The sequence below is a fragment of the Paraglaciecola sp. genome (genome assembly GCF_039964565.1).
Taxonomy (GTDB): Bacteria; Pseudomonadota; Gammaproteobacteria; order Enterobacterales; family Alteromonadaceae; genus Paraglaciecola.
Genome location: NZ_JBDVXF010000043.1, coordinates 185,101 through 206,397, shown reverse-complemented (window position 1 = coordinate 206,397; position 21,297 = coordinate 185,101). Strand labels below are relative to the sequence as shown.

The window sequence follows — 21,297 nt, the reverse complement described above, 5'->3', positions numbered from 1 at the left end:
TTAATTTACCTCCCCAAGTCCATTTTTAGTAATCAACACAGCCGAAATGTTGTCTCGCCCTCCTAGTTGATTGGCTTGTTTAACTAACCTTTCGGCTACTGGTGTTGGGTGATTGGTATTGCTAATAATGCCTAACAAATCCCTATCACTTAATTCTCGGTAAAGTCCATCTGAACACAATAGTAAGGTATCGTTTTCGTTTAGCGATAATCGAATTGTATCAATTTTAGGTTTCGAATGATTACCACCTAAACAAGAAGTGACAATATGCCGTTGCGGATGACGGGCCGCAGCTTTTTCATCAATCACCTGCAATTCAATTAAGTTTTGCACCACCGAGTGATCTTTACTTACAAGGGTACACGTGTCGTGACCCACTAAATACCCTCGACAGTCACCACTCCAATAAAGTTCGACATGTTGTTTATGTACAATTGCCATTATCATAGTTGTGCCCATGCCCTTAAACTCGGGGCGCTGTGAACCTAGCTCCTGTAGTTCTTGATGAACATTTTGAATGGCTTGAGTAACTGTAATTGGTTGATTTTTTACTTCGTTTGGTAAGTACTCACAAACCCAATTCGATGCGACTTCACCCGCATTGTGACCACCCATACCATCTGCCACTATCCAAATACCCGCCGTATCATCCATAAAAATAGCATCTTGGTTGTTTGCGCGAATTAAGCCACTGTGAGTATTTCCATGTGAGTGATACATTTTATAGCTTCGCAGCTTGTATGCGTTGATATAACCCTTGGTACTCATTCCCTTCCTCGCCATACAAGTTTTTTAGAATGGTTAATGCTTTGGTTTCATATTCAAGTGCTTTTTCACCTTGGTTGTCACGATATAGCGCGATCCCATAAAGTGCGTTGGTTTTAGCCATCAAATGACTTATATCAGGGGCTTTTTCCGCTAACATTTTCAATGCTTTTGACAGGGTCATCAGCGCTTCATCATTTTGTGCCTGATGCAAAGCTAAATCACCTAAAGTAGTTAATACATCTGCAATATGTTTATGACCTTCAGGAAACAGTCTTATAAATTTCTGATGTGAACTAACCAGATAAGATTGGGCACTGTCATAATCGCTAACCAAAATATGTAACTTACCTAGTGCATTCATGACAGTGGCGTAAAAAGGATGTTCAATACCCAAAGCTTGTTCAACCATATCAAGCATGTCTTTTCGCATCTCAATACTTTTACTAAATTGTTTTTGTTTTGCATATATGTTGCTTAACATGCCCGTACTGGCAATAATTTCAATATGGCCGTATTCAAGAATATCCCGCCTAATCTGCAAACCTTCTAGGGCATAGACTTCTGCTTTGTCAAATTCATCAAGCTTTGTTAGGGTACTGGCGAGTTGATTAAGGCCGTGGGCTAAGTCTAGACTTGGCGGCCTATTGAGTGACTTTTCAATTTCTATGCCCCGCAACAATACTTCACTTGAAGCTGCAAAATCTCCAGTGTGGCGTAACGAATGGCCTAAGCCAAAATAACGACTGGCCAAATCCTTGGTCAATTCATCAACATGCACTTTACCCATCGCAATAACTTGTTCAGAGCGTGTCAAAGAATTTTGATAATGCACAAGCGCTTTTTCTTCTAGGCCATTGTAGGAATACGCACTACCTAAGCCATGTTCAATCCAAATATAATATAAGTCGAAATTATCAGAACTCAGCCCCTGAAACTGGTCACGGGCTAAATCGGCACTAAGCGCACTGAACAATTGCAATGCTTCTTTATATTGTCCGGTATTTAATAAAAGGCTCCCCTTCTCATTCCCTAATAAGTACTTCAAGGAAATGTCTCCACTGAACACAGATGTGCGTGTCGACTCCGACACATACCCCTCTGCCTGTTCGATTAATCCTGACGACTGTTGATACTCACCTAACTGGTTATACACTTTGGCCAAAGTAATACTTAACTGCGCTTTGATAAAAGGATCATTCTGCAAGTTTGCTAGATCTGTGGCGGCTTGGTCTAACACCGATTTGACACTAATGGATTCGCCCGCATGCACGTTAGGACTGGCAGCATCAAAAATGTTGGTCATGAATCTGGCGGTTTCTTTAGCGACAAATGCTTGTTGTACCGCCGAGTCTCGCTCTTGTTGAATGACTTTAGACTGCTGCATGATGATGATACTGGCACTTAACAAACTCACCACAAACAATGAAACGAACAGGGTACTCAAGGTGTTACGCTGAATGAATTTCGACACTCTATAGGTCACACTGTCAGGCTTTGCCGAAATAGGATAGTTTTGCTGATGACGAATAATATCTTCTAACAGGTGTTCGGTACTCGAGTAGCGTCTTTCAGGCTCTTTTTGCAATGCCTTCATTACAATTGTGTCTAAATCACCTTTAAGGGCTTTTGCTCGGCTACGTATGTTTTCATCGTCGCAAGCCATACATTTAACGCTCGGACGAACTGGCAAACTATCGAGTATCATTGATTCAATACTGCTTTTAGAAGAATCAGTGCTGTCGAAAACAGGTTCATCGGTTAACAAGTGCATTAACAGCGCACCTAAACCATACACATCTGAGCGGGTAGTAATATTGCTACCAAGCACTTGTTCGGGCGAGGCATTAGCAGGCGTTAACACGCGAGCAAACTCTTGAGTGAAATCACCTGAAGTATTGGAATTTTCGCTAGTGTCTTGAATAAGCTTAGCAATCCCAAAATCAAGAAGTTTAACCTCTCCTTGAGCATTTACGAGTACATTACTGGGTTTAATATCACGGTGTACAATTAGGTTTTGATGGGCATAAATAACTGCGGCCAATACCTGCTTAAATAGTTCAATACGCAGCTCAATGTTCAGGTTATTTTGCTGGCAATACTGCGTAATAGTTAACCCTTTAACATACTCCAAAATAATATAGGGTTGGCCTTGTTGTGTTTCGCCTCCGCCAATAAAACTAGCAATGTTTTTATGATTCAAAGACGCTAGAATCTGCCGTTCTCGCCTAAAGCGTCTGACATTTTGCGAAGTGATATGTTTACGATGAATAACCTTAATCGCAACGAACTGTTCGAAGTCGTTTTCTTTTCGTTTTGCTAAGAACACGCTGCCCATTCCCCCCTCTCCAATGGGGCCAACAACTTCAAAGTGCTCGACTAAATCACCAACCCGCAGAACTTGTTCATCCAACAGTAAATCTGATGCCGTTGCAGCCACAATATTAGTTAAGTTAGGGGGACTTTGTTTTTGATCATCTACCCCTAACATTTCCAAAACATTGGCGATAATCTCAGAGTCACCATTGCTATGCTCAGTGACATAGCCACGTTGCTGTTCTTTAGGCAACGTCTGTGCATGATTGAACAGATCTTTTATTAAAGACCATTTTTGCTGATCCATGAATTTATCCTTCAGGTACCGATGAATTTAGCGTTTCGGCTTGCAGTTGCACTTTAAACCAAGCTTTAGCCGCCTGAATGTCGCGCTCAATAGTCGCTAGAGATAGCTGTAATAATTCAGCAATATCAGGGTGACTTAACATCGAAAATAGTTTTAGTTCAAAAATTTGCGAAGCACGAGAATCAAATGTCGCTAGTTGATTTAGCAATTCGTCAATGTAAATCAACTCAAGTTGATTGTGTCCGCAAAGAGCATTGATATCACCATGATGATCAACTAGTGTCACTTTTACTTGATTTCCGCCACGTTTGGCGGCGTTTTTTTCTCTCGCATGATCTACTAAAATTCTACGCATTTGCTGGGCAGCGATAGCGGTAAAATGTTTTTTGTCTACTACATGCATCGTTTTGTTCGCCAACTTTAAATAAGCTTCGTTAACTAAAGCTGTGGCTTGTAGCGTATGACCTTGTTGTTCACCACGCATAAAACGTGAAGCAATACGATGCAACTCTTCAAGCACCAATGATTGTATTTCCGTTGGTAAAGACTCAATTTTATTTGAGAAAGTAGACATAACAATTGACTCCCTGCATAGTATTTTCTATTCGAGTTGTGCATTTTAGTGCCCTCGATAGGTATTTTATTTTTGCATAAAAAACAAGCACCTCAAAGGTAACCAAAAACTTCAAGGCCATGAACGCCCCCTTAGCTATAACTTTTTAGGTATTTGCACGCTTTAGATGTGCACCGCGTAAAATAAATCGCTCTAGCGCTCTCATTGCCTAATCTCCTTAATAAGTTGATTAAAGGTGTCAGAATCGTCTAATTGCTGAGGGATCATCTGATAATTCACTGGGCCAAGGGCTCCATCGACGTTGATGTCAAGAATACGATCACCAGTCAAAACAGCCTTCAAAGATCCCTGCAAAGGCAGATCGTCACCCACAAATACTCCAAGAGATTGTTGTTTAAATGGGTGATTGACCACCATGCCGGGTTGTATCTTTAACACGAACAAATGGGTCCAACCGTCGATTGCATAAATTCGGCCGCGGTCAATGCGCACGGTTTTGTCAAGACTGGAAATGGTCCATAGCCCATCTAACGGAGTGACTTCTTTTGGTTTCACGTCGGTAATAGAGGGTAAAAATGCTGAAATTTCTGGTATTTGCGTCACCTGTGCTTGTAACGCAGTCTCCCATACAAGGCAGATTAACATTAAAGTGCTTACCTTAGTTTTGCCTAACATAATCAGATTCCTTTGTTTTAGTGGTATATAATCAGTGACTTGATTTCTAGTAGAAAAAAAGTATAAAAAATTACCAGTTGTGAGGTTGCTAGCAGACATAAACTGCCGCTAGCAAAACGGTTTAAAAGCAGCGTGATTTTCACGTGAAATCGTTATTCAACGTTGCTGTTTCCAGACTGCCCTGTTCCTTCTTTTGTACCGCCATGCTCTCCACCAGAGCCTATGTTATACGTATTGCCACTTAGCTCGACGCTAAAATTATCCGTAGTAAGAACATCAAATACGCCGTAACTCCAACCGCCTTCTCCGGCAGCCACATCATCTTCATTACTAAAACGCGCTTCTGAACCGTTGCCCCCAGTACCGGTAGTGATGTCGTTATCTGTAATCTTTGCAGGAGTAAAAACACCAATAAAAATACCGAATGAGGGGCCACCTGCACCTGAGCCTCCAACGCCACCTTCACCACCTTTGCCACCATCACCGCCGTCACCACCTTCGCCGCCACTAAGGTTACCAGGGTCACCCTCGCCACCGCTGCCGCCTTCACCTCCATCGGAACCTAAGCCTCCACGGCCACCATTTCCGCCATTGCCAGAAACAAGTGTGTTACCAATGATTTCATTTAAGGTCCCCGCCACTATATGTAGGGCAATAGATGCACCACCAGAGCGGCCACCGTAACCAGCTGTTCCACCGCCGCCACCTTCACCGCCGCCGCCACCAGCGCCACCATTTTGCCCAAAAGATCCTCCAGCGCCGCCTCCGCCGCCACCGCCACCAGCCCCAGAGTAACCTGTGCTGCCTCTTTCTCCGTTACTGGTAACATAAGCACCACTGTTATTTATCGTTCCCCAGCCCGTAGCGCCATTACCTGGGTTTCCTCTGGCTCCGTTATCTCCGTTTTCACCGGCTCCTCCCTTTCCATCATTACTGTTTGAAAAGCCTCTGATACCACCACTACCTCCTGATACAAACGGAGCCGACGTTCGGCCACTGCCAGCTACACCGTCCTTTCCGGTTTCAAATGAGGAGTTACCTGCATCCCCCCCTTTTCCGCCATTCCAACCTTCTGAGCCTGCCCCACCATCACCACCGACAATATTCAGGCCAACACGACCATCTTCGCCATCATTACCATCTGCTCCCGTCGTATTCGGCCTAATCGCCATATTTGCGGTAGACCTGCCGTCACCGGTGGTAATTTGATTATTCTTTACATAAGTACTGTTTACGTTGTCAAAGTATGCACCTACTACATAACCAAAATTTCCCATGGCGCTATCAGGTGCAAATCCATCAACCTTAATGATGCTATTTTCAAGGGTAAATTCGCTCGCACCGTCTTCAACATAAATACCAAGCATTGGGAGGTCGGTATCTACTTGTTCGGCAACTTGCAGAGCAACACCTGCCACCTTGGAGGGTTGGTCGATATTTTCGAAAATCAATCCAACTCGTTCAGCAGTTAATGGTGTTGGGTTATTTTGTGGATCATAATGCCAGTCGTCATTGTAGCCACCGTAGATACTATTTCCGCCGCTTAGCCTAGGCCGAGCAGATACATCGATACCATGCCAAAGTGCATATGAAGCTTGCGCATCTGGGGTTTGCAGGTAGAAATCGGCATCCTCGGAAGATTGCTCAACGGCCTGACTAAAATCAGTGTAAGGCGCATCTATGCTGCCAGTCGACGTACCCGCAAAATTAGCATCAACAAAAACAGCAGTGTTAACATCTTCCACCACCACCAAGGTAATCGTATCCGAATCGCTCTGGCCTCCAGCAGTAGCCGTTACTCTAAATTGAATGGAGTTCACGTCATCCGGCGCATTAAAACTTGCACTGGCAGTATCGAAGCCTTGAGTATTGGCCACTGAGTCGCCGTTGAGTTGTTGCCAAGAGTAACTTATGGTGTCAGCGTCAGGATCCGTTGCAGAAGCTGTTAAGGTTACCGCTTCACCCACGCTTACTATCTGACGAGCATCAACAGTCACAGTGGGTGGGTTTCCTGCCTTTTGGCTTTGGCCGCCACTGCTACTGTCACCGCCACCACCTCCACAAGCTGATAGGCCAATCGCAACAATTGGTATATATAAATTTAGACCGCAATTATTTAAGCGTTCCTTGATTTCATTAAAAGGTAATTTCATTTTTTCCGCCTCAGTTAAATAACTTGTTTTTAAACGTCTTATTTACGAAGCGTAAGGGAATTGAAAAACCCCTCATTTTTTTTGAAAAATATTCGTTTTAGTCAAATTTATTGAAGCAAAGCGGAGAAAAACGCGACATATGATTTAGTGATTTGTGCAATAAATCCGGCGATTTAGGAACTTCCTAGGTAAAGGTGGCTAGATCTAGACAACAAAGTTACTTCTGCAAAAATCAGCACAAATATACGATGCCAAGGGTTAGCATTGCGATTAGAGAATAGAAGAATCTGTACAGGCATGAATAAAAAGCTAGCTGCAATTTAGGTCGATTTGTCAACGACCTCTTGCGTTACAGGTTTGTTTTTTCGGTGGTATGCTCTTGCCGATGCTTATTTTCTATATCGGAAGGCTAGCCAGACAATTTTTGAATCGTCTGATTTCTAACACAACTTAAAAAGCAGAAAGTTGAGGCGCAATAATCAATGGTTCTAATTGAAGTGAAATGACAGTGGCGTTGATTCAAAAATATGGCTTGGTAGTGACTGCTGTTTGAAAAACGTTTTTAGTCGCGTAATGTCCATGGAAACTTAACGGCCCCCCCGTTTTTGTTCTGTGGGGATACAGTCTATTTCAACGTAAAAACAAACAGCCTGGATAGCGCTATGCAGGCTGTAAGTATGCTAATCGACAAACTACTGATATTGGCGAGTGTAGTTTTCGAGTTGTTGTAAATAGCCTTTTTTGGTTTCATCATCTAACCAAGCAACCTTAAACGCATTACCTACCATAGTGGTTATTTGAGCCTCACTAAACTGACCTTCCTTTTGTAACTCAAACAAATTTTCATTTAGGTAAGCTCTAAAATAAGCAGGATCATCTGAATTAATGGTCACTAACATCTCTTTTTTGAGCATTTTATGAATTTCGTTAGAAGTCAGGGATTGCACCACAAATCGATTAGAAACCGGGCAAACTGTCAATCCTAATTTTTTATCCTTAATCAGTTCACATAACTCTTCACTTTCTAGCGAATTAATCCCATGGTCAATACGGTCAACTTCAATTGTATTTATGCATTGCTCTATATGTGTTTGTGTATTCAACTGATTAACGTCGCAATGCATGGTTAACTTTAACCCCATCGATTTAGCTTTAGCGAATACATCAGCAAATTTAATGGGTGGGTTGTTTCTTTCATCAGAGTCAAGGCCAACACCAATTATCCAGTCAAGATAAGGTTGCGCCATTTCTAAATGTTGCTTGGCCGATTCTGCACTCATATCTCGCAAGAAACACATTATTAACTGGCTTTTGATACCTAAATTTTGTTCCGCTGCTAGTTGTGCTTTATGGATCCCTGTAATCACAGTCTCAAAGTCAACTCCTCGGGTCGTATGTGCCTGTGGATCAAAAAACAACTCAGCATAAATAATTTCTTGGCTACGCGCTTTACTTAAGTAGGCATAAGTTAATTGATAAAAATCGGCTTCGTCTACCAGCACACTCATACCCGCATAATATATAGTTAGAAACGAGGGTAAATCATGAAAGTCGTAAGCGGCCACTAATGCCTCAGGTGAGTCATAGGCAAGTTCGATATGATTCTTTTTAGCCAGAGCAAAACTTAATTCTGGCTCAAGCGTGCCTTCAAGATGTACGTGTAATTCTGCTTTAGGGATATTTTCAATAAAGGTTTGCATACGACTCACTCAAATTTGTTTATGTTTGTTTGATTAAGCAAATTTAATACCTATGTCTCACACCTTGTTCTGCAAGACTTAGGCAGCACCTAGCTATACATTGCACGTATTAATGGCTTAATAATCACATACATTCGCACTAACTCTGTGCAAAATAACAGTCATCGCCATAGTCAGAAGCAGCTATCTAGGCATTCTAGAAAGCGAAGATGTTGTTCTCAAATCAGTCTAAAACGTTTCTTTCAACAACCCCAACATGTCCTCAACCGATAACTTAGTGGCGGCTTCGTTACCTGATAATAATTTGTCGGCTAAGTCTCGTTTATGTTGGTGTAATGCCACAATTTTTTCTTCTATGGTGTTTTGGGTGATCAAACGGTAAATAGTTACTGGCCGCTTTTGCCCCATACGGTGGGCGCGGTCAGAGGCTTGTTCTTCTACCGCAGGGTTCCACCAAGGATCCATATGAATAACATAATCTGCGGCAGTGAGGTTTAAGCCAGAGCCACCAGCCTTTAAGCTGATTAAAAAGATATCCCCTTCACCACTTTGAAAAGCGTTAACGCGTTTTTGCCGCTCTTTTTGTGGGGTTGACCCATCTAAATATTGATAACTCAAGCCTTTGCTTTCGAGGTGTTGTTTGATGATTTGTAAGTGGCCAACAAACTGGCTAAAAATCAGCGCTTTATGGTGATTTACTTGAAGCTCTTCTAATAGCTCATCAAGCGCAGCCAGTTTGGCACTGGATAATGTGCTTTCTGACATGACTAACTTGGGGTGGCAACAAGCTTGGCGCAGTTTCACCAACTCAGCCAACATTCTAATGCGTTGTTCCCCAACATTGCCTTGTTGGCCGCTCTGGCTGATGTTGTCTATGGCGTTCAATCGTAACGCTTCGTAAAAATCGCGCTCTTTGGCAGACATTTCAACTTGAATATTAATCTCGGTACGGGGCGGTAACTCGGTTAACACTTGGTTTTTCATGCGACGCAGAATAAACGGCTGGATCAAGGTTTTTAAGCCTTGTCTGGCTTTGTGGGCGGCGAGTGGGTCTTCTTTGGCGTTTTCAATGGGCAGCGAATAGCGTTCATTAAAACGTTTAATGTTGCCCAGTAATCCTGGATTAATAAAGCGGAATAAACTCCATAACTCGGTTAAGTCGTTTTCTATGGGGGTGCCTGTAGTGATCATTTTAAAGTCGCCTTTTAAAGCGAAAGCAGCTTTAGTCCGTTTGGCTAATGGATTTTTTAAAGCTTGAGCTTCGTCAGCCACAATAGTGTGCCAATGGACACTTTTAAGTAACTCGCTTTCTCGTTGCAGCAAGCCATAACTGATGATCACGCAGTCAAAAGGATTTAACTCATTCAACAAGTCTTGACGCTGCAAGGTACCGCTAGAGTCGGCAAACAATTTAATATTCAGTGTGGGCGCAAATTTTAACGCTTCTTGTTGCCAGTTAAAACACACTGATGTGGGAGCTATCACTAAACTTGGGCCATCATTGGCTCTGGCCAATAACACAGCCAAGGCTTGTAAGGTTTTACCTAAGCCCATATCGTCAGCCAAGCATGCGCCTGCTCCCCAATGGGCTAAGCGTGATGCCCAGTCAAAGCCCACCAGTTGATAATCACGTAATTCAGCCTGAAAGGTCGAGGGAATGATTGGTTTTATGCCATTGGCTTGGTGCATTCTTTGGGTTTGTTCGTCCCAGGCGTGGATGGTTTTCATACGCATGCCTGTGGTGGCTTCTTCTAGCTGTAAGCTAGCTAAGGGATGGAACTTACCATCGTCTGTGACTTGGTTAATTTGCTCTAACTTGTGACGTAAATCTTCAGACAAAGCGAGTATTTGTTCACTACCTAATTCGATAAATCGGCCGTTGCTGGTTTTGACCAATTCCAATAATTTACGTAACTCTATGACTTGTTCGTTGTCTACTTGCAAGTCGCCGCTAATATCAAACCATTCGCTCTTTTTACCCATTTTTAATTGTAAGTGTTGGCTTTCTAAGGTTTTACTTAACGTCACTTTCTTACCTTTTGGCCAGCGCAGCACTAGCTCAAACTTTTCCGCTACAACAGCCGCCTCTAATTGCTCTAAGGCCTCCAATGCAGCTTGTAGCTCATCAAGTACTAAACTGTTATCAGCCATGTTTAAAAACACAGGGCAAGCTTTATCGAGCTCGTCTAACAAGGTCTCTTCTCGTACTAAGTCTCGTTGCGTAGCGACTCGCTTACCGTTTATGTCACTGGTTAAACTGGCGTTACCAATACCCGGCTTAAAGGCTGGCCCTTGCTCGCCGAAGGGCATCACCACACAGGTAAAAGCCAGTCCAGTTTGCACTGGTTCAATATTGATCACTAAATTATGGTCGCACTCTAACGTATCTAGGCCAGTATCAAGCTCTGACATATCCGATTGAATATTTAAGAATGGGGCGATAGCTGCAATACCATCTAGCGCCTTTTGTTTAGCACCAATGGGAATTAACAAACCACTTTCACCAATAATTTGCGCGACTTTAATATGCTCTGGTGAAAACTCAGTAAGTTGCAGTTGGGTGTCAGAAATAGGTCTGAGATCGTAAACACTTTGCCCTTGTTGTTCCTCATCGATCTCAGCAGACAAATTAGCAATACTTAAACAGAGTTGATCACCTTGTTCACTGACTAATAATTCTGGTCCACACTTAGTCAGTTCAATAACTTGACTTAAGTCATCAGCATAATACAAATTGTCGATACCCACGGCGGCGTTTAATGCGGGTAAGCCTTGCAGTACATATTCGGTTTTGCCGTAATAGCCCCAAGACTGATACACTTTAATCGTTCGGCAAAGATGTTTGTCACTGTCACTCAAGTACTCAATACTATCGGTTTCTTCTTTAAGGCGTTTTAACGAAATCGTGCGCCCTTTGCTCCAACCCGATTTACTGAGTTTTTGTTCTCGCGCTTTTATCGAATCGTAATAATCATGTTCCAGCTCCCAAATCAAACGTATAGGTTTTACCACTTTTGGTTTGTCGGGCGCGGCATTATTTGGCCCTTTAGGATTAAGGGCAATCAGCTTATCTAAAGCTAAATCCCACTGTTCTTTGATAGTGACCAAAGAACAAATATCCGCGACTTCTACATCAACCGCCTTTGCGCTAGTAATAGAAGCTTGCTTGCCAATACTTACCGCTATTTGCCCACATAATTCTGCAAATAGGGAATAACCTAATTTAGTAAAATTAGCCTGATGTTTAGTCGCTAAGTCTACAAACTTCTGTTCATTTGTTTTGTTACACCACACTTGGCCGATTAAAAAAGTGAGATAACAGAGCTGATGGCAAAAGAAGTCGTTGTCTTCATCAATCGAGCTGTATTCCATTTGTACAGAGTATTGTTCAGCACTAGACAAGCTATTAATTGGCCTAAATAAAATACGCCCAAGCACATAAAAATCACTATTAGCTTTACGATCACTATCTTCAAATTCAACTTGTTGTTTGGCTGTGATAAAACAACTCGCATCATGTTGATTGGCCTCCACCATTAATGCCAGTTTGTAAAAGTAACCCAATACTTCGTTTAGATATTGTTTTTTACGTTTAGTTAATTTGTTTTTAGCTTTAAGCGCTTGTTCAAAATAACTCAAGGCTTGCTGGTTTTCTCCACGTAAAAAGCTGTACGCCCCCCACAACTGTAAGCCATAACTACTGGTATCTTGAGGGCTATGCAATGCGATAAAATCCTCAAAGCGCATTTGATACAAGTATTGTTCGGCCAATAAATGTTGGCACTCAAGGTTATACAGTACATCTTGCGGATCACTGTGAGCCTGACAAACTTGTTCTAATAACTGAATAGGATATTCGCAACTTTGCCCTTCTCTTTGACACAGCCTAATCAGAGTGGCAAAGGCTTGGTACTGCACGCTGTTCGGCAATTTAGTAAACACATCAAAATTAAAAGGTATAAAGAATAAGCCAACTAACACAAGGTTTTGCTGGTGATCGATAATTTGTGGATTTTTATTAAACTCTAATTCTTCATATAATTTATCGCTAGAATACAAATAATAAAGATCCCGCACGACTCTATGTTGATTTGTTTTTTTATTTTGCCAATTATAACTATCCACCACAGGTACCACTTCTTCGGCTGCCATGATGATTTCTAATAACTTATCTTTGTCTGATATTGCATGAACCGTAGATAGTTGCGCTATATGCACAACTAATTGGTTAGCCAACAACCTATTTAGCAGCAAACCTTCCTTGCTCACATCCAATAGAGACTGTTGCCTCATTGGGTCTTTGTTTTGAAGAGCTAAGCGATAGTTTTTTTTACTTAAAGGTAAAAAACCTCTCTCTACTAATAAATCTAACAACAACCGTAATTTTGTGACGCCAATAGGTTTATAAATGACAGCCAAAATAGTGAGTACACTTTGCTGTGCCTCATCAAAACTCAAAAAAGTGTGATAAAGAGATTCAATTTTTTGTTCGGTTTGTGAATGGATCAATGAGGCACACTTCATTACAGCTACACTTACGACCTTTATTTTATGTGCGCAGAAATTAACAAAATTATGCGGCGTAAACAATTTATAACCACCTTAACCCTGTCTTAACCTTGCTGCTGTTAATCTTTGCTCAATAGTACGCTTTTACTCTTTAAACTTTTGTGTAATCCACATTAAAACGGTATTGGCCAGAACTTTTTATCACAGTTTTCAACGAGGAATGTTTTAACATGAAACCTTCAAAATATATCGTAAGCTTACTAGTTACCGCTATTTTACTAAGTAGTTGTCAACCAGATAGTGATCCAGTACAAAGCAAACGCACCACTGCAGTTTCATATATTGAAGTGGCCGCAACCGAACATAATATCGACACTAAAATGCAAGGGCGAGTCGTTGCGTCACTCAGTGCTGAAGTGCGTCCTCAAGTGGGCGGTATAGTGCAAAAACGCCTATTTACTGAAGGGCATTCTGTCGAGCAAGGTGAATTGCTTTATCAAATTGATCCCGCCACCTATCAAGCTGCCTACAATGAAGCAAAAGCCAACTTAAATAGCGCCAATGCATCAGTGGCCACCGCGAAATTAAAAGACGACCGTTACGCTGAATTACTAAAATTTGAAGGGGTATCGCAACAAGATGCTGATGACGCCCACGCCGCTTATCTTGAAGCCAAAGCGAATATCGAAAAGTATCAGGCGGCGTTAGCCTCTGCTGCAATTAATCTAGAATACACTGAAATTAAGGCGCCTATCTCTGGCCACATTGGTATATCTAGTATTACTCCAGGTGCATTAGTGACGGCGCAACAAGCCAGTGCGTTAGCCACAATACGTACCTTAGATCCTATTTACGTCGATATGAAAAAGAGCAGTAAAGAACTATTAAAACTGCGTAATTTAATGAGTAAAAATGGCATTTCACGAGGTGATACCCAAGTCACTTTGACCTTGGAAGATGGCACTGAATATAACCACAAAGGCAAGTTAAAAATGCAGGAAGTAGCGGTAGATGCTGCAACCGGCTCTGTGACTTTACGGGCGGAGTTTCCTAATCCGGACGGCATATTGTTGCCCGGTATGTTTGTGCGAACTGAAGTGAACGAAGCAATCAACAAACACGCTATTTTAGTACCACAACAAGGTATTTTTCATTCTGCCACAGGTGAGGCCTATGCCTATGTAATCAACGATAACAATCTCATTGAAAAACGCCAAGTACAGACAGTTGAACCCTTTGAGAATAAATGGGTCATCGCGAATGGATTGTCAGTAAATGATAAATTGTTGGTGGAAGGATCTGCAAAGGTGCGCCCTGGCGCCGAAGTAAATCCAGTCGAAGTCGAGATGAATAACAAAGGTTTGATGGTCACAATCAGTGACCCAGAACAACATTCGTTATCGTCACAAGGGGGCGTATAATTTATGTTTGCTCGTTTCTTTATTGACCGCCCGGTTTTTGCTTGGGTTATCTCAATTATTATCATGCTGACTGGCTTAGCGTCGATTTTATCGCTGCCAATAGCTCAGTATCCGAGTATTGCACCACCTGTTATTAGTATTAGTACCAACTATACAGGTGCCGACGCGCAAACCGTCGAAAACAGCGTCACGCAAATACTGGAACAACAACTAACTGGACTCGATGGGCTTTTATACTTTTCATCTTCAAGTACATCTGACGGCGGAGCGTCGGTTAGCGTGACCTTTGAAGAGGGTACTGATCCAGATTACGCACAAGTACAAGTGCAAAATAAGGTACAACAAGTTAACTCGCGTTTTCCTGAGTCAGTACAAGATCAGGGCGTTACCGTAAAAAAATCAAACTCTGACTTTTTATTGGTAACCGCTGTTTACGACAGCACCGACCAAGCTACCGCTTATGATATATCTGACTACATTGCGTCTAATATGGAAGATGCTCTAGCCCGAATCGAAGGCGTGGGTGACGTACGTGTATTTGGTTCACAATATGCGATGCGAATTTGGTTAGATCCAACCAAACTTGCCGCTTATGAACTGATGCCCTCTGATATCAGCAGCGCACTTCAAGCGCAAAACATCCAAGTACCTGCAGGTAAAATTGGTGCACTTCCAGCGATAGATACTCAAGAGCTCAATGCTACAGTTACCGCGCAATCTATGATGTCTACACCAGATGAGTTTCGAAATATCATCATAAAATACGACGCCAATGGTGCCAACGTGCTGCTGGGAGATGTGGCTAACGTAGAAATTGGTAGTGAAAGTTATGATTCTATCGCTCGTTTAAATGGTCACCCTGCTTCAGGTATTGCCGTTATGCTATCTCCCGGAGCCAACGCACTAGACACAGCGACTAGAGTAAAAGACCGCGTTGCTGAACTAGCACAAAATTTACCTGACGGTTACGAAGTGACTTTCCCCCGAGATAGCACCGACTTTATTAGAATATCCATCAGCGAGGTGGTGAAAACCCTAGTTGAAGCGGTGGTTTTGGTGGTATTGGTGATGTGGTTATTTTTGCAAAACTGGCGTGCTACGCTTATCCCCGCTATTGCAGTACCTATCGTGTTATTGGGTACCTTTGGGGTGTTGTCCTTTTTTGGTTTTTCAATCAATACCTTAACTATGTTTGGCATAGTGCTATCTATCGGCCTTTTGGTAGATGATGCCATAGTGGTAGTAGAAAACGTCGAACGACTAATGCGCGAAAAGAACCTATCCCCACGTGACGCCACCATAGAATCCATGAACGAAATCAGCACTGCTTTAGTCGGTATTGCTGTAGTGTTGTCAGCGGTATTTTTACCTATGGCATTTTTTGGTGGTTCAACTGGAGTGATTTATCAGCAATTCTCAATTGCGATTGTTTCTTCTATGACCCTGTCAGTGATTGTAGCCTTAACCCTGAGTCCAACACTCTGCGCCAGTATATTAACTAAGACCGAACATAACGAAACAGGCAAAGGCTTTTTTGCCCGCTTTAACCGTGGTTTTGACAGTATGACCCACTCTTATAGCGACAAAGTACAAAATGTTATCAGCCGAAAAATAAGATGGATATTGGTATATGGCGTTATTGTGGCTGTGTTAGGTATTTTAATCACCCGATTACCAAGTAGCTTCTTACCTCAAGAAGACCAAGGCAGCACTATGTTTCAAATTAGTTTACCTGAAGGGGCTTCTATCAAACGTACCAGAGCCGTCGCAGAACAAGTAGAAAAATACTTAACCGAAGAAGAGTCAGACACTGTGATTCGCAAATTTTCTATTTCCGGATTCAACTTTTCTGGCAGTGGTCAAAATGCCGGAATGGGTTTTGTTTCTTTAAAACCTTGGGATGAGCGCCTAGAAGAAGACCAAAGCGCGGACGCCTTGATAGCGCGCATGAATCAAAACTTAGCTGGAATACGCGACGCCAGAGTATTTGCTATGTCGCAACCGGTTATACAAGGTTTAGGGCAAAGCAATGGCTTCACATTTGAGCTGCAAGCTGCATCAGGCACTAGCCGTGAAGAACTCACAGCTCTGAAAAATGAGTTAGTTAGCCGAGCTCAACAAAGCGATACGTTAGTGGGTATTCGCGAAGGGGCACTTAGCGAAACTCCACAATTAAAAATTAATATTGATAATGGCAAAGCCACGGCACTGGGTTTATCACTGCAAGATGTTGCTAACACATTAACCTATGCGTGGGCGGGCTCTTACATCAACGACTTCCTTGATGATGGGCTAGTGAAAAAGGTGTATATATCCAGTGATGCAGAATATCGTTCAAAACCAGAAAACCTAGAGGACTGGCATATTCGAGGGCAAAATGCTCAAGGTGAAACCACCATGACACCATTTTCGGCCTTTAGTACTACATCTTGGTCAAGTGCGCCTCAAAGTTTATCTCGCTTCAATGGTATAGCTTCATTCCAAATTCAAGGAGCCGGTGCCGATGGTGTCAGCTCGGGTGAGACTATGGCAGAAATGGAACGTTTAACCGAAGAAGTAGGCCAAGGCAAACTCACCTATTCATGGAGTGGCCTGTCGTACCAAGAAAAAATATCCAGTGGCCAGTCAACCGCCCTTTATGCCATTTCTATTTTGGTGGTATTTCTAGCGTTAGCAGCCTTGTACGAAAGCTGGTCGGTGCCTTTGTCGGTTATTACTGTGATTCCTCTGGGTATCATTGGTGCTGCTTTAGCCACCACGCTACGCGGGCTAGAAAACGATATTTATTTTCAAGTGGCCTTGTTAACCACCATAGGATTAGCATCTAAGAATGCGATTCTGATTGTGGAATTTGCCGAAGCTTCATACCAGCGAGGCATGTCGTTAATTGACTCGGCCATGAATGCCGCGAAATTACGATTACGCCCCATCATTATGACCTCTTTGGCCTTTATGTTTGGCATATTACCTTTGGCTTTATCCACAGGGGCGGGCGCCAATAGTCGCATTTCCATTGGAACTGGTATTGTTGGCGGCACCTTAACTGCAACAGTTCTAGGGATCTTTTTTGTCCCTATGTTCTTCGTAATAATTCGCAGCATATTCCCGAATAAAAAACCATTGGAGCATGGCCATGATTAATATCTCTACCAGAACCTTATGCGCTAGGTTATTACCCATAGCGGGGGCCTTAATATTAGCTGGATGCAGCACCTTGGCGCCTGACTATATTCGTTCTGAAATAGACATAGTGAATACCTTGAATAATTCAACTGAACTACAACCCCAAGGGTTTTCCAAGCAGTATGCTAATCAGGTACCTTGGAAAAGCTTTATTCAAGACTCACGTTTGACTCAGGTCATAGAACTGGCGTTAAACAGTAACCGTAGTTTGCGTCAAACCCTGGCCGACGTTGAATCAGCCAGGGCCACTTATCGCATTCAAAAAGCCGATATATATCCGCAAATTGATCTTGGTTTAAGTGGCAACCGCTCTAAAACTACTTCGTCAGAGATCACTACTAGCTATCAGGCACAAGCGGGATTAACTAACTATGAAATTGATTTATTTGGTAAAACTCGTAGCTTGAACATTGTGCAAATGGAGGCCTATTTAGCCAGTGAAGAAGTAGCTAAAGCCGCTCAAATTTCACTAATTGGTGAAATAACCAATGCTTGGTTAACCTTAGCTGCGGATAAAAACCAATTGAGCTTGGCTAAAGAAACCGCTGTTAACGCTGAAAAAGTCATGGCGATTACTAACAAACGTTTGCAACTTGGGGTTGATTCGAGAATAGATGTGGCCAGCGCCGAAACCATCTATCACAACGCCAATTCAGATATTGCTAATTTTACCACTCAAGTAGCGCAAGACCTTAATGCATTGCAGCTTCTTGTGGGCGAATCCATTCCTGACAACTTATTGCCTCAAGATTTACCCAGTAGTGAAAGCTTACTGAGCGATGTACCCGCTGGATTGTCTTCATCGGTATTATTACAACGCCCCGATGTGCTGGCTGCAGAACATTCACTTAAATCAGCTAACGCTAATATTGGCGTAGCGAGAGCAGCATTTTTTCCAAGCTTATCACTCACAGCGACAGGTGGATTAGCCAGCAATGTGTTAGCCGATATATTCAGTGGTGGCGCAAGTTCTATTTGGACCTTAGCGCCTAATTTAACCCTGCCCATTTTTGATGCTGGCGCTAATGACGCCAATTTAGCGTTAAGCCAAGCACAACAAACGAAATATCTAGCAGCCTACGAATATGCCATTCAAAGTGCTTTTTCTGAGGTCGCCGATGCCTTAGCTCGTAGAGCCACAATTCAAGACCAACTCTACGCTGAACAAGCTTTAGTGACAGCGGCTAGCCGCAGTTATGATTTATCTTTAGCTCGTTATGAAGGCGGAGTGGATAGTTTTCAAAATGCTCTAGAAGCGCAGCGCACTATGTATCAAGCCAAGCAGTCACTTATTTTGACTAAACAAGCTGATCTTAATAATCGTGTGACTTTGTATCGTGTATTGGGAGGAGGCTTGGCCCAGCAAAATTCGAATGAAGTTAGCGGTTAAACCTGTATGTGGCTAATACCCTATGCTAGCTTAGATAAGTCGTTATAAAATCCCCTTAAATTCAATATTTACGGGAGATTTAACACATTAAAATATTTAGGAAAACTGTCTAAATGATGAATGTACTGTTGGTTGAAGATGATATTGACTTAGCAACCACAATAGTGGATTACCTAGAAATCGAGTCAATTGAATGTGACCATGCTAGCAACGGTTTAATGGGCTTGAACTTAGTCGAAAATAATCAATATCAAATGATGATACTAGATATCAACATGCCCAAAATGGACGGTTTAACCCTTTGCAACACACTACGTGAACGAGGGATGGATATTCCAATATTAATGCTAACTGCACGGGATAGTTTGGAAAATAAATTACAAGGATTTGAAGCCGGTAGCGATGATTATCTAGTTAAACCCTTTGCCATGAAAGAATTAGTTGCTCGAGTGCAAGTACTGGCTAAACGCCGCAGTGGAGAGGCGAAACGTTTAGTGCTTGGTGAATTATCAATAGATCTAACTCAAAAAATTGCAACTATCGCACAAAGCCCATTAAAACTTTCTCCTATTACCTTTAAGTTGTTAGAAATCTTAGTAAGAGCGGCACCTCAAGCTGTCTCTAGGCAAAAAATTATGCAGTTAGTATGGGGCGAAGAGCAACCAGACAGTAATAGTTTGAAAGTACATATTCATCATTTGCGCAAACAGCTAGAAGCCGTATCAGCTGATATCGACTTAGTCACAGTTTCAGGTGTTGGTTTTGCCATAAAACAACGAGAAAAAGGAAGCCAATAGTGAAAATCATGCCAAGTCTAAGACTTTACTTTTTTATCAGTGTGGTTTTGCTTGGCTCGGCTATGGCAATAGGCTTTTCTTTTCTAAGCGCAAATTATTATATTGATGGCTTAGATCGCGGCATCAATGGCACTATGTTTGATTTAGCAAAAACAACAAAAGTAGAAGATGGTCAACCTCGAGATATCGCTAGCTTTACTATTGCTAGCCGCTGGCAAGATACACCAGAAATTATACGGCAACGTTTTAAAAATCCTCCTATTGAAGAAGGGCGACTGCATAAAATCAAAGACCAAGGTTTGTTTTTCACTATTCCCAAAAATATATTTTTTGTGGTTTTGCATAGGACCGCCGAAGGCGAGCAGAGATTTGTTTCAAAAATTATGCTTGAAAAAGATATCATTTTGATTACCGAAACTCGCCGTCCAACCAATCCATTAATTTGGGCCCTTGTAATAGCGATTTTTGCCATCGTATTATTTTCTGTTTGTCTGTTCATAATCATGCAAAAAATCACTAAACCGGTAGAGTCGTTAAAGGACTGGGCTAAATCTTTAAATCAGGAAACCCTAAAAAACACCCCTCCAGACTTTAACTACAACGAATTAAATATATTAGCGACTTTAATACAAGACAGCTTGCTGTCCGCGCACCAAAGTTTAGAACGAGAACAACGATTTTTGAGTTATGCTAGCCATGAAATACGCACCCCTATTGCAGTGATCCGCAGCAATGTAGACTTACTACAACGTCTCAACGAAAAACAACCTGCCAACGATAAACAACAATTAACGTTACAACGAATTCAAAGAGCAGGACTCAATTTGAGTAATGTAACTGACACATTATTATGGCTCAGTCGCAATGAAGATATCGCCATTGTCCCAGAGCCAGTTGATCTGAGTAAAATAATCCGTCAAGCCTGCAGCGATTTAGCTTATTTACTGGATGGAAAAAACGTTGATGTAGAAATTGAAAGTGAGAACACCTGTGTCAATGTAGTATCTGTGGCCTGTCAAATAGTTATAAACAATCTCATTCGAAATGCATACCAGCATACCCAAGAAGGGTTTGTGACTATTAAACAACTCGGCAGCTGCATAACCATCATAAACACTAACGTAACTGATAATAACGACCAATTTAACGGCAAATCAGTTAAAAGCCCCATCGCCTTTGGCCATGGCTATGGTTTGGGTTTACAACTAAGTGAAAAAATTATAACGCATCATAACTGGCAATATTCCAAGCACAGTTCACAAGGTAGCTATCGAGCAACCATCGATTTTGAAAGCCACTGAATCTAGACTTTCACAACACACAAGATAATTACCCGATAGCTGTAGACTTTAATGACCAATCATAATCTCAAATTAGTAACGGTTTTATTATATAGACCATCACAGATGGTCAATTGAGACCCGAGATTGTTGGTAGAGATTAAAAATAACTGAACTCGTTTTTCCTTGTCCTCTATCAATAAGTGAATAAAATTATCCTTTAATTT

At 42.0% G+C, this 21,297-nt stretch carries 12 protein-coding genes; 5 read left to right on the top strand and 7 right to left on the bottom strand.

All coding sequences use genetic code 11. The annotated features are described in order from the left end of the window. From ABJK37_RS19170 to ABJK37_RS19140, 7 genes are all read right to left on the bottom strand, one after another. Entirely contained in the window at positions 1–768 is a 768-nt protein-coding gene (locus ABJK37_RS19170) for a protein phosphatase 2C domain-containing protein (RefSeq protein ID WP_348357241.1), read from the bottom strand. Further along, positions 722–3,388, bottom strand: a complete 2,667-nt coding sequence (locus ABJK37_RS19165; RefSeq protein ID WP_348357239.1) for a serine/threonine-protein kinase — start codon at positions 3,386–3,388, stop codon at positions 722–724. The genes ABJK37_RS19170 and ABJK37_RS19165 overlap by 47 nt, the downstream gene beginning before the upstream one ends. 4 nt (positions 3,389–3,392) lie before the next feature. Continuing rightward, complete coding sequence (locus ABJK37_RS19160) at positions 3,393–3,962, bottom strand: ECF-type sigma factor (RefSeq protein ID WP_348357237.1); 570 nt, start codon at positions 3,960–3,962, stop codon at positions 3,393–3,395. A gap of 201 nt (positions 3,963–4,163) precedes the next feature. Continuing rightward, on the bottom strand, positions 4,164–4,637 hold the full coding sequence (locus tag ABJK37_RS19155) for a hypothetical protein (protein ID WP_348357235.1): 474 nt from the start codon (positions 4,635–4,637) through the stop codon (positions 4,164–4,166). A gap of 152 nt (positions 4,638–4,789) precedes the next feature. Then, positions 4,790–6,790: a hypothetical protein gene (locus ABJK37_RS19150; protein ID WP_348357233.1), complete on the bottom strand. Its 2,001-nt coding sequence runs from the start codon at positions 6,788–6,790 to the stop codon at positions 4,790–4,792. Between the two features lie 692 nt (positions 6,791–7,482). Beyond that, the gene (gene add, locus ABJK37_RS19145; RefSeq protein WP_348357231.1) at positions 7,483–8,490 is read right to left on the bottom strand and encodes an adenosine deaminase; all 1,008 of its coding nucleotides are present in this window, start codon (positions 8,488–8,490) and stop codon (positions 7,483–7,485) included. A 228-nt stretch (positions 8,491–8,718) separates the two neighbouring features. Then, complete coding sequence (locus ABJK37_RS19140) at positions 8,719–13,014, bottom strand: DEAD/DEAH box helicase (protein WP_348357229.1); 4,296 nt, start codon at positions 13,012–13,014, stop codon at positions 8,719–8,721. A gap of 215 nt (positions 13,015–13,229) precedes the next feature. On the opposite strand from ABJK37_RS19140, the gene ABJK37_RS19135 reads away from it, so the two are divergent. The 5 genes from ABJK37_RS19135 (at position 13,230) to ABJK37_RS19115 (ending at position 21,091) form a co-directional block, all read left to right on the top strand. After that, positions 13,230–14,420, top strand: coding sequence for an efflux RND transporter periplasmic adaptor subunit (locus ABJK37_RS19135; RefSeq protein ID WP_348357227.1), 1,191 nt, complete (start codon positions 13,230–13,232; stop codon positions 14,418–14,420). A gap of 3 nt (positions 14,421–14,423) precedes the next feature. Next, a complete protein-coding gene (locus ABJK37_RS19130) occupies positions 14,424–17,561 on the top strand; it encodes an efflux RND transporter permease subunit (RefSeq protein ID WP_348357225.1) in 3,138 nt (1,045 codons plus the stop codon). Next, positions 17,554–18,993, top strand: coding sequence for an efflux transporter outer membrane subunit (locus ABJK37_RS19125; protein ID WP_348357223.1), 1,440 nt, complete (start codon positions 17,554–17,556; stop codon positions 18,991–18,993). Before ABJK37_RS19130 ends, ABJK37_RS19125 begins: the two co-directional genes overlap by 8 nt. 113 nt (positions 18,994–19,106) lie before the next feature. Then, positions 19,107–19,790, top strand: coding sequence for a response regulator transcription factor (locus ABJK37_RS19120; RefSeq protein WP_348357221.1), 684 nt, complete (start codon positions 19,107–19,109; stop codon positions 19,788–19,790). 8 nt (positions 19,791–19,798) lie between these two features. Then, positions 19,799–21,091 (top strand): HAMP domain-containing sensor histidine kinase, encoded by a 1,293-nt coding sequence (locus ABJK37_RS19115; RefSeq protein WP_348357423.1) that lies wholly within the window; start codon positions 19,799–19,801, stop codon positions 21,089–21,091. The last annotated feature ends 206 nt before the right edge of the window (positions 21,092–21,297 follow it).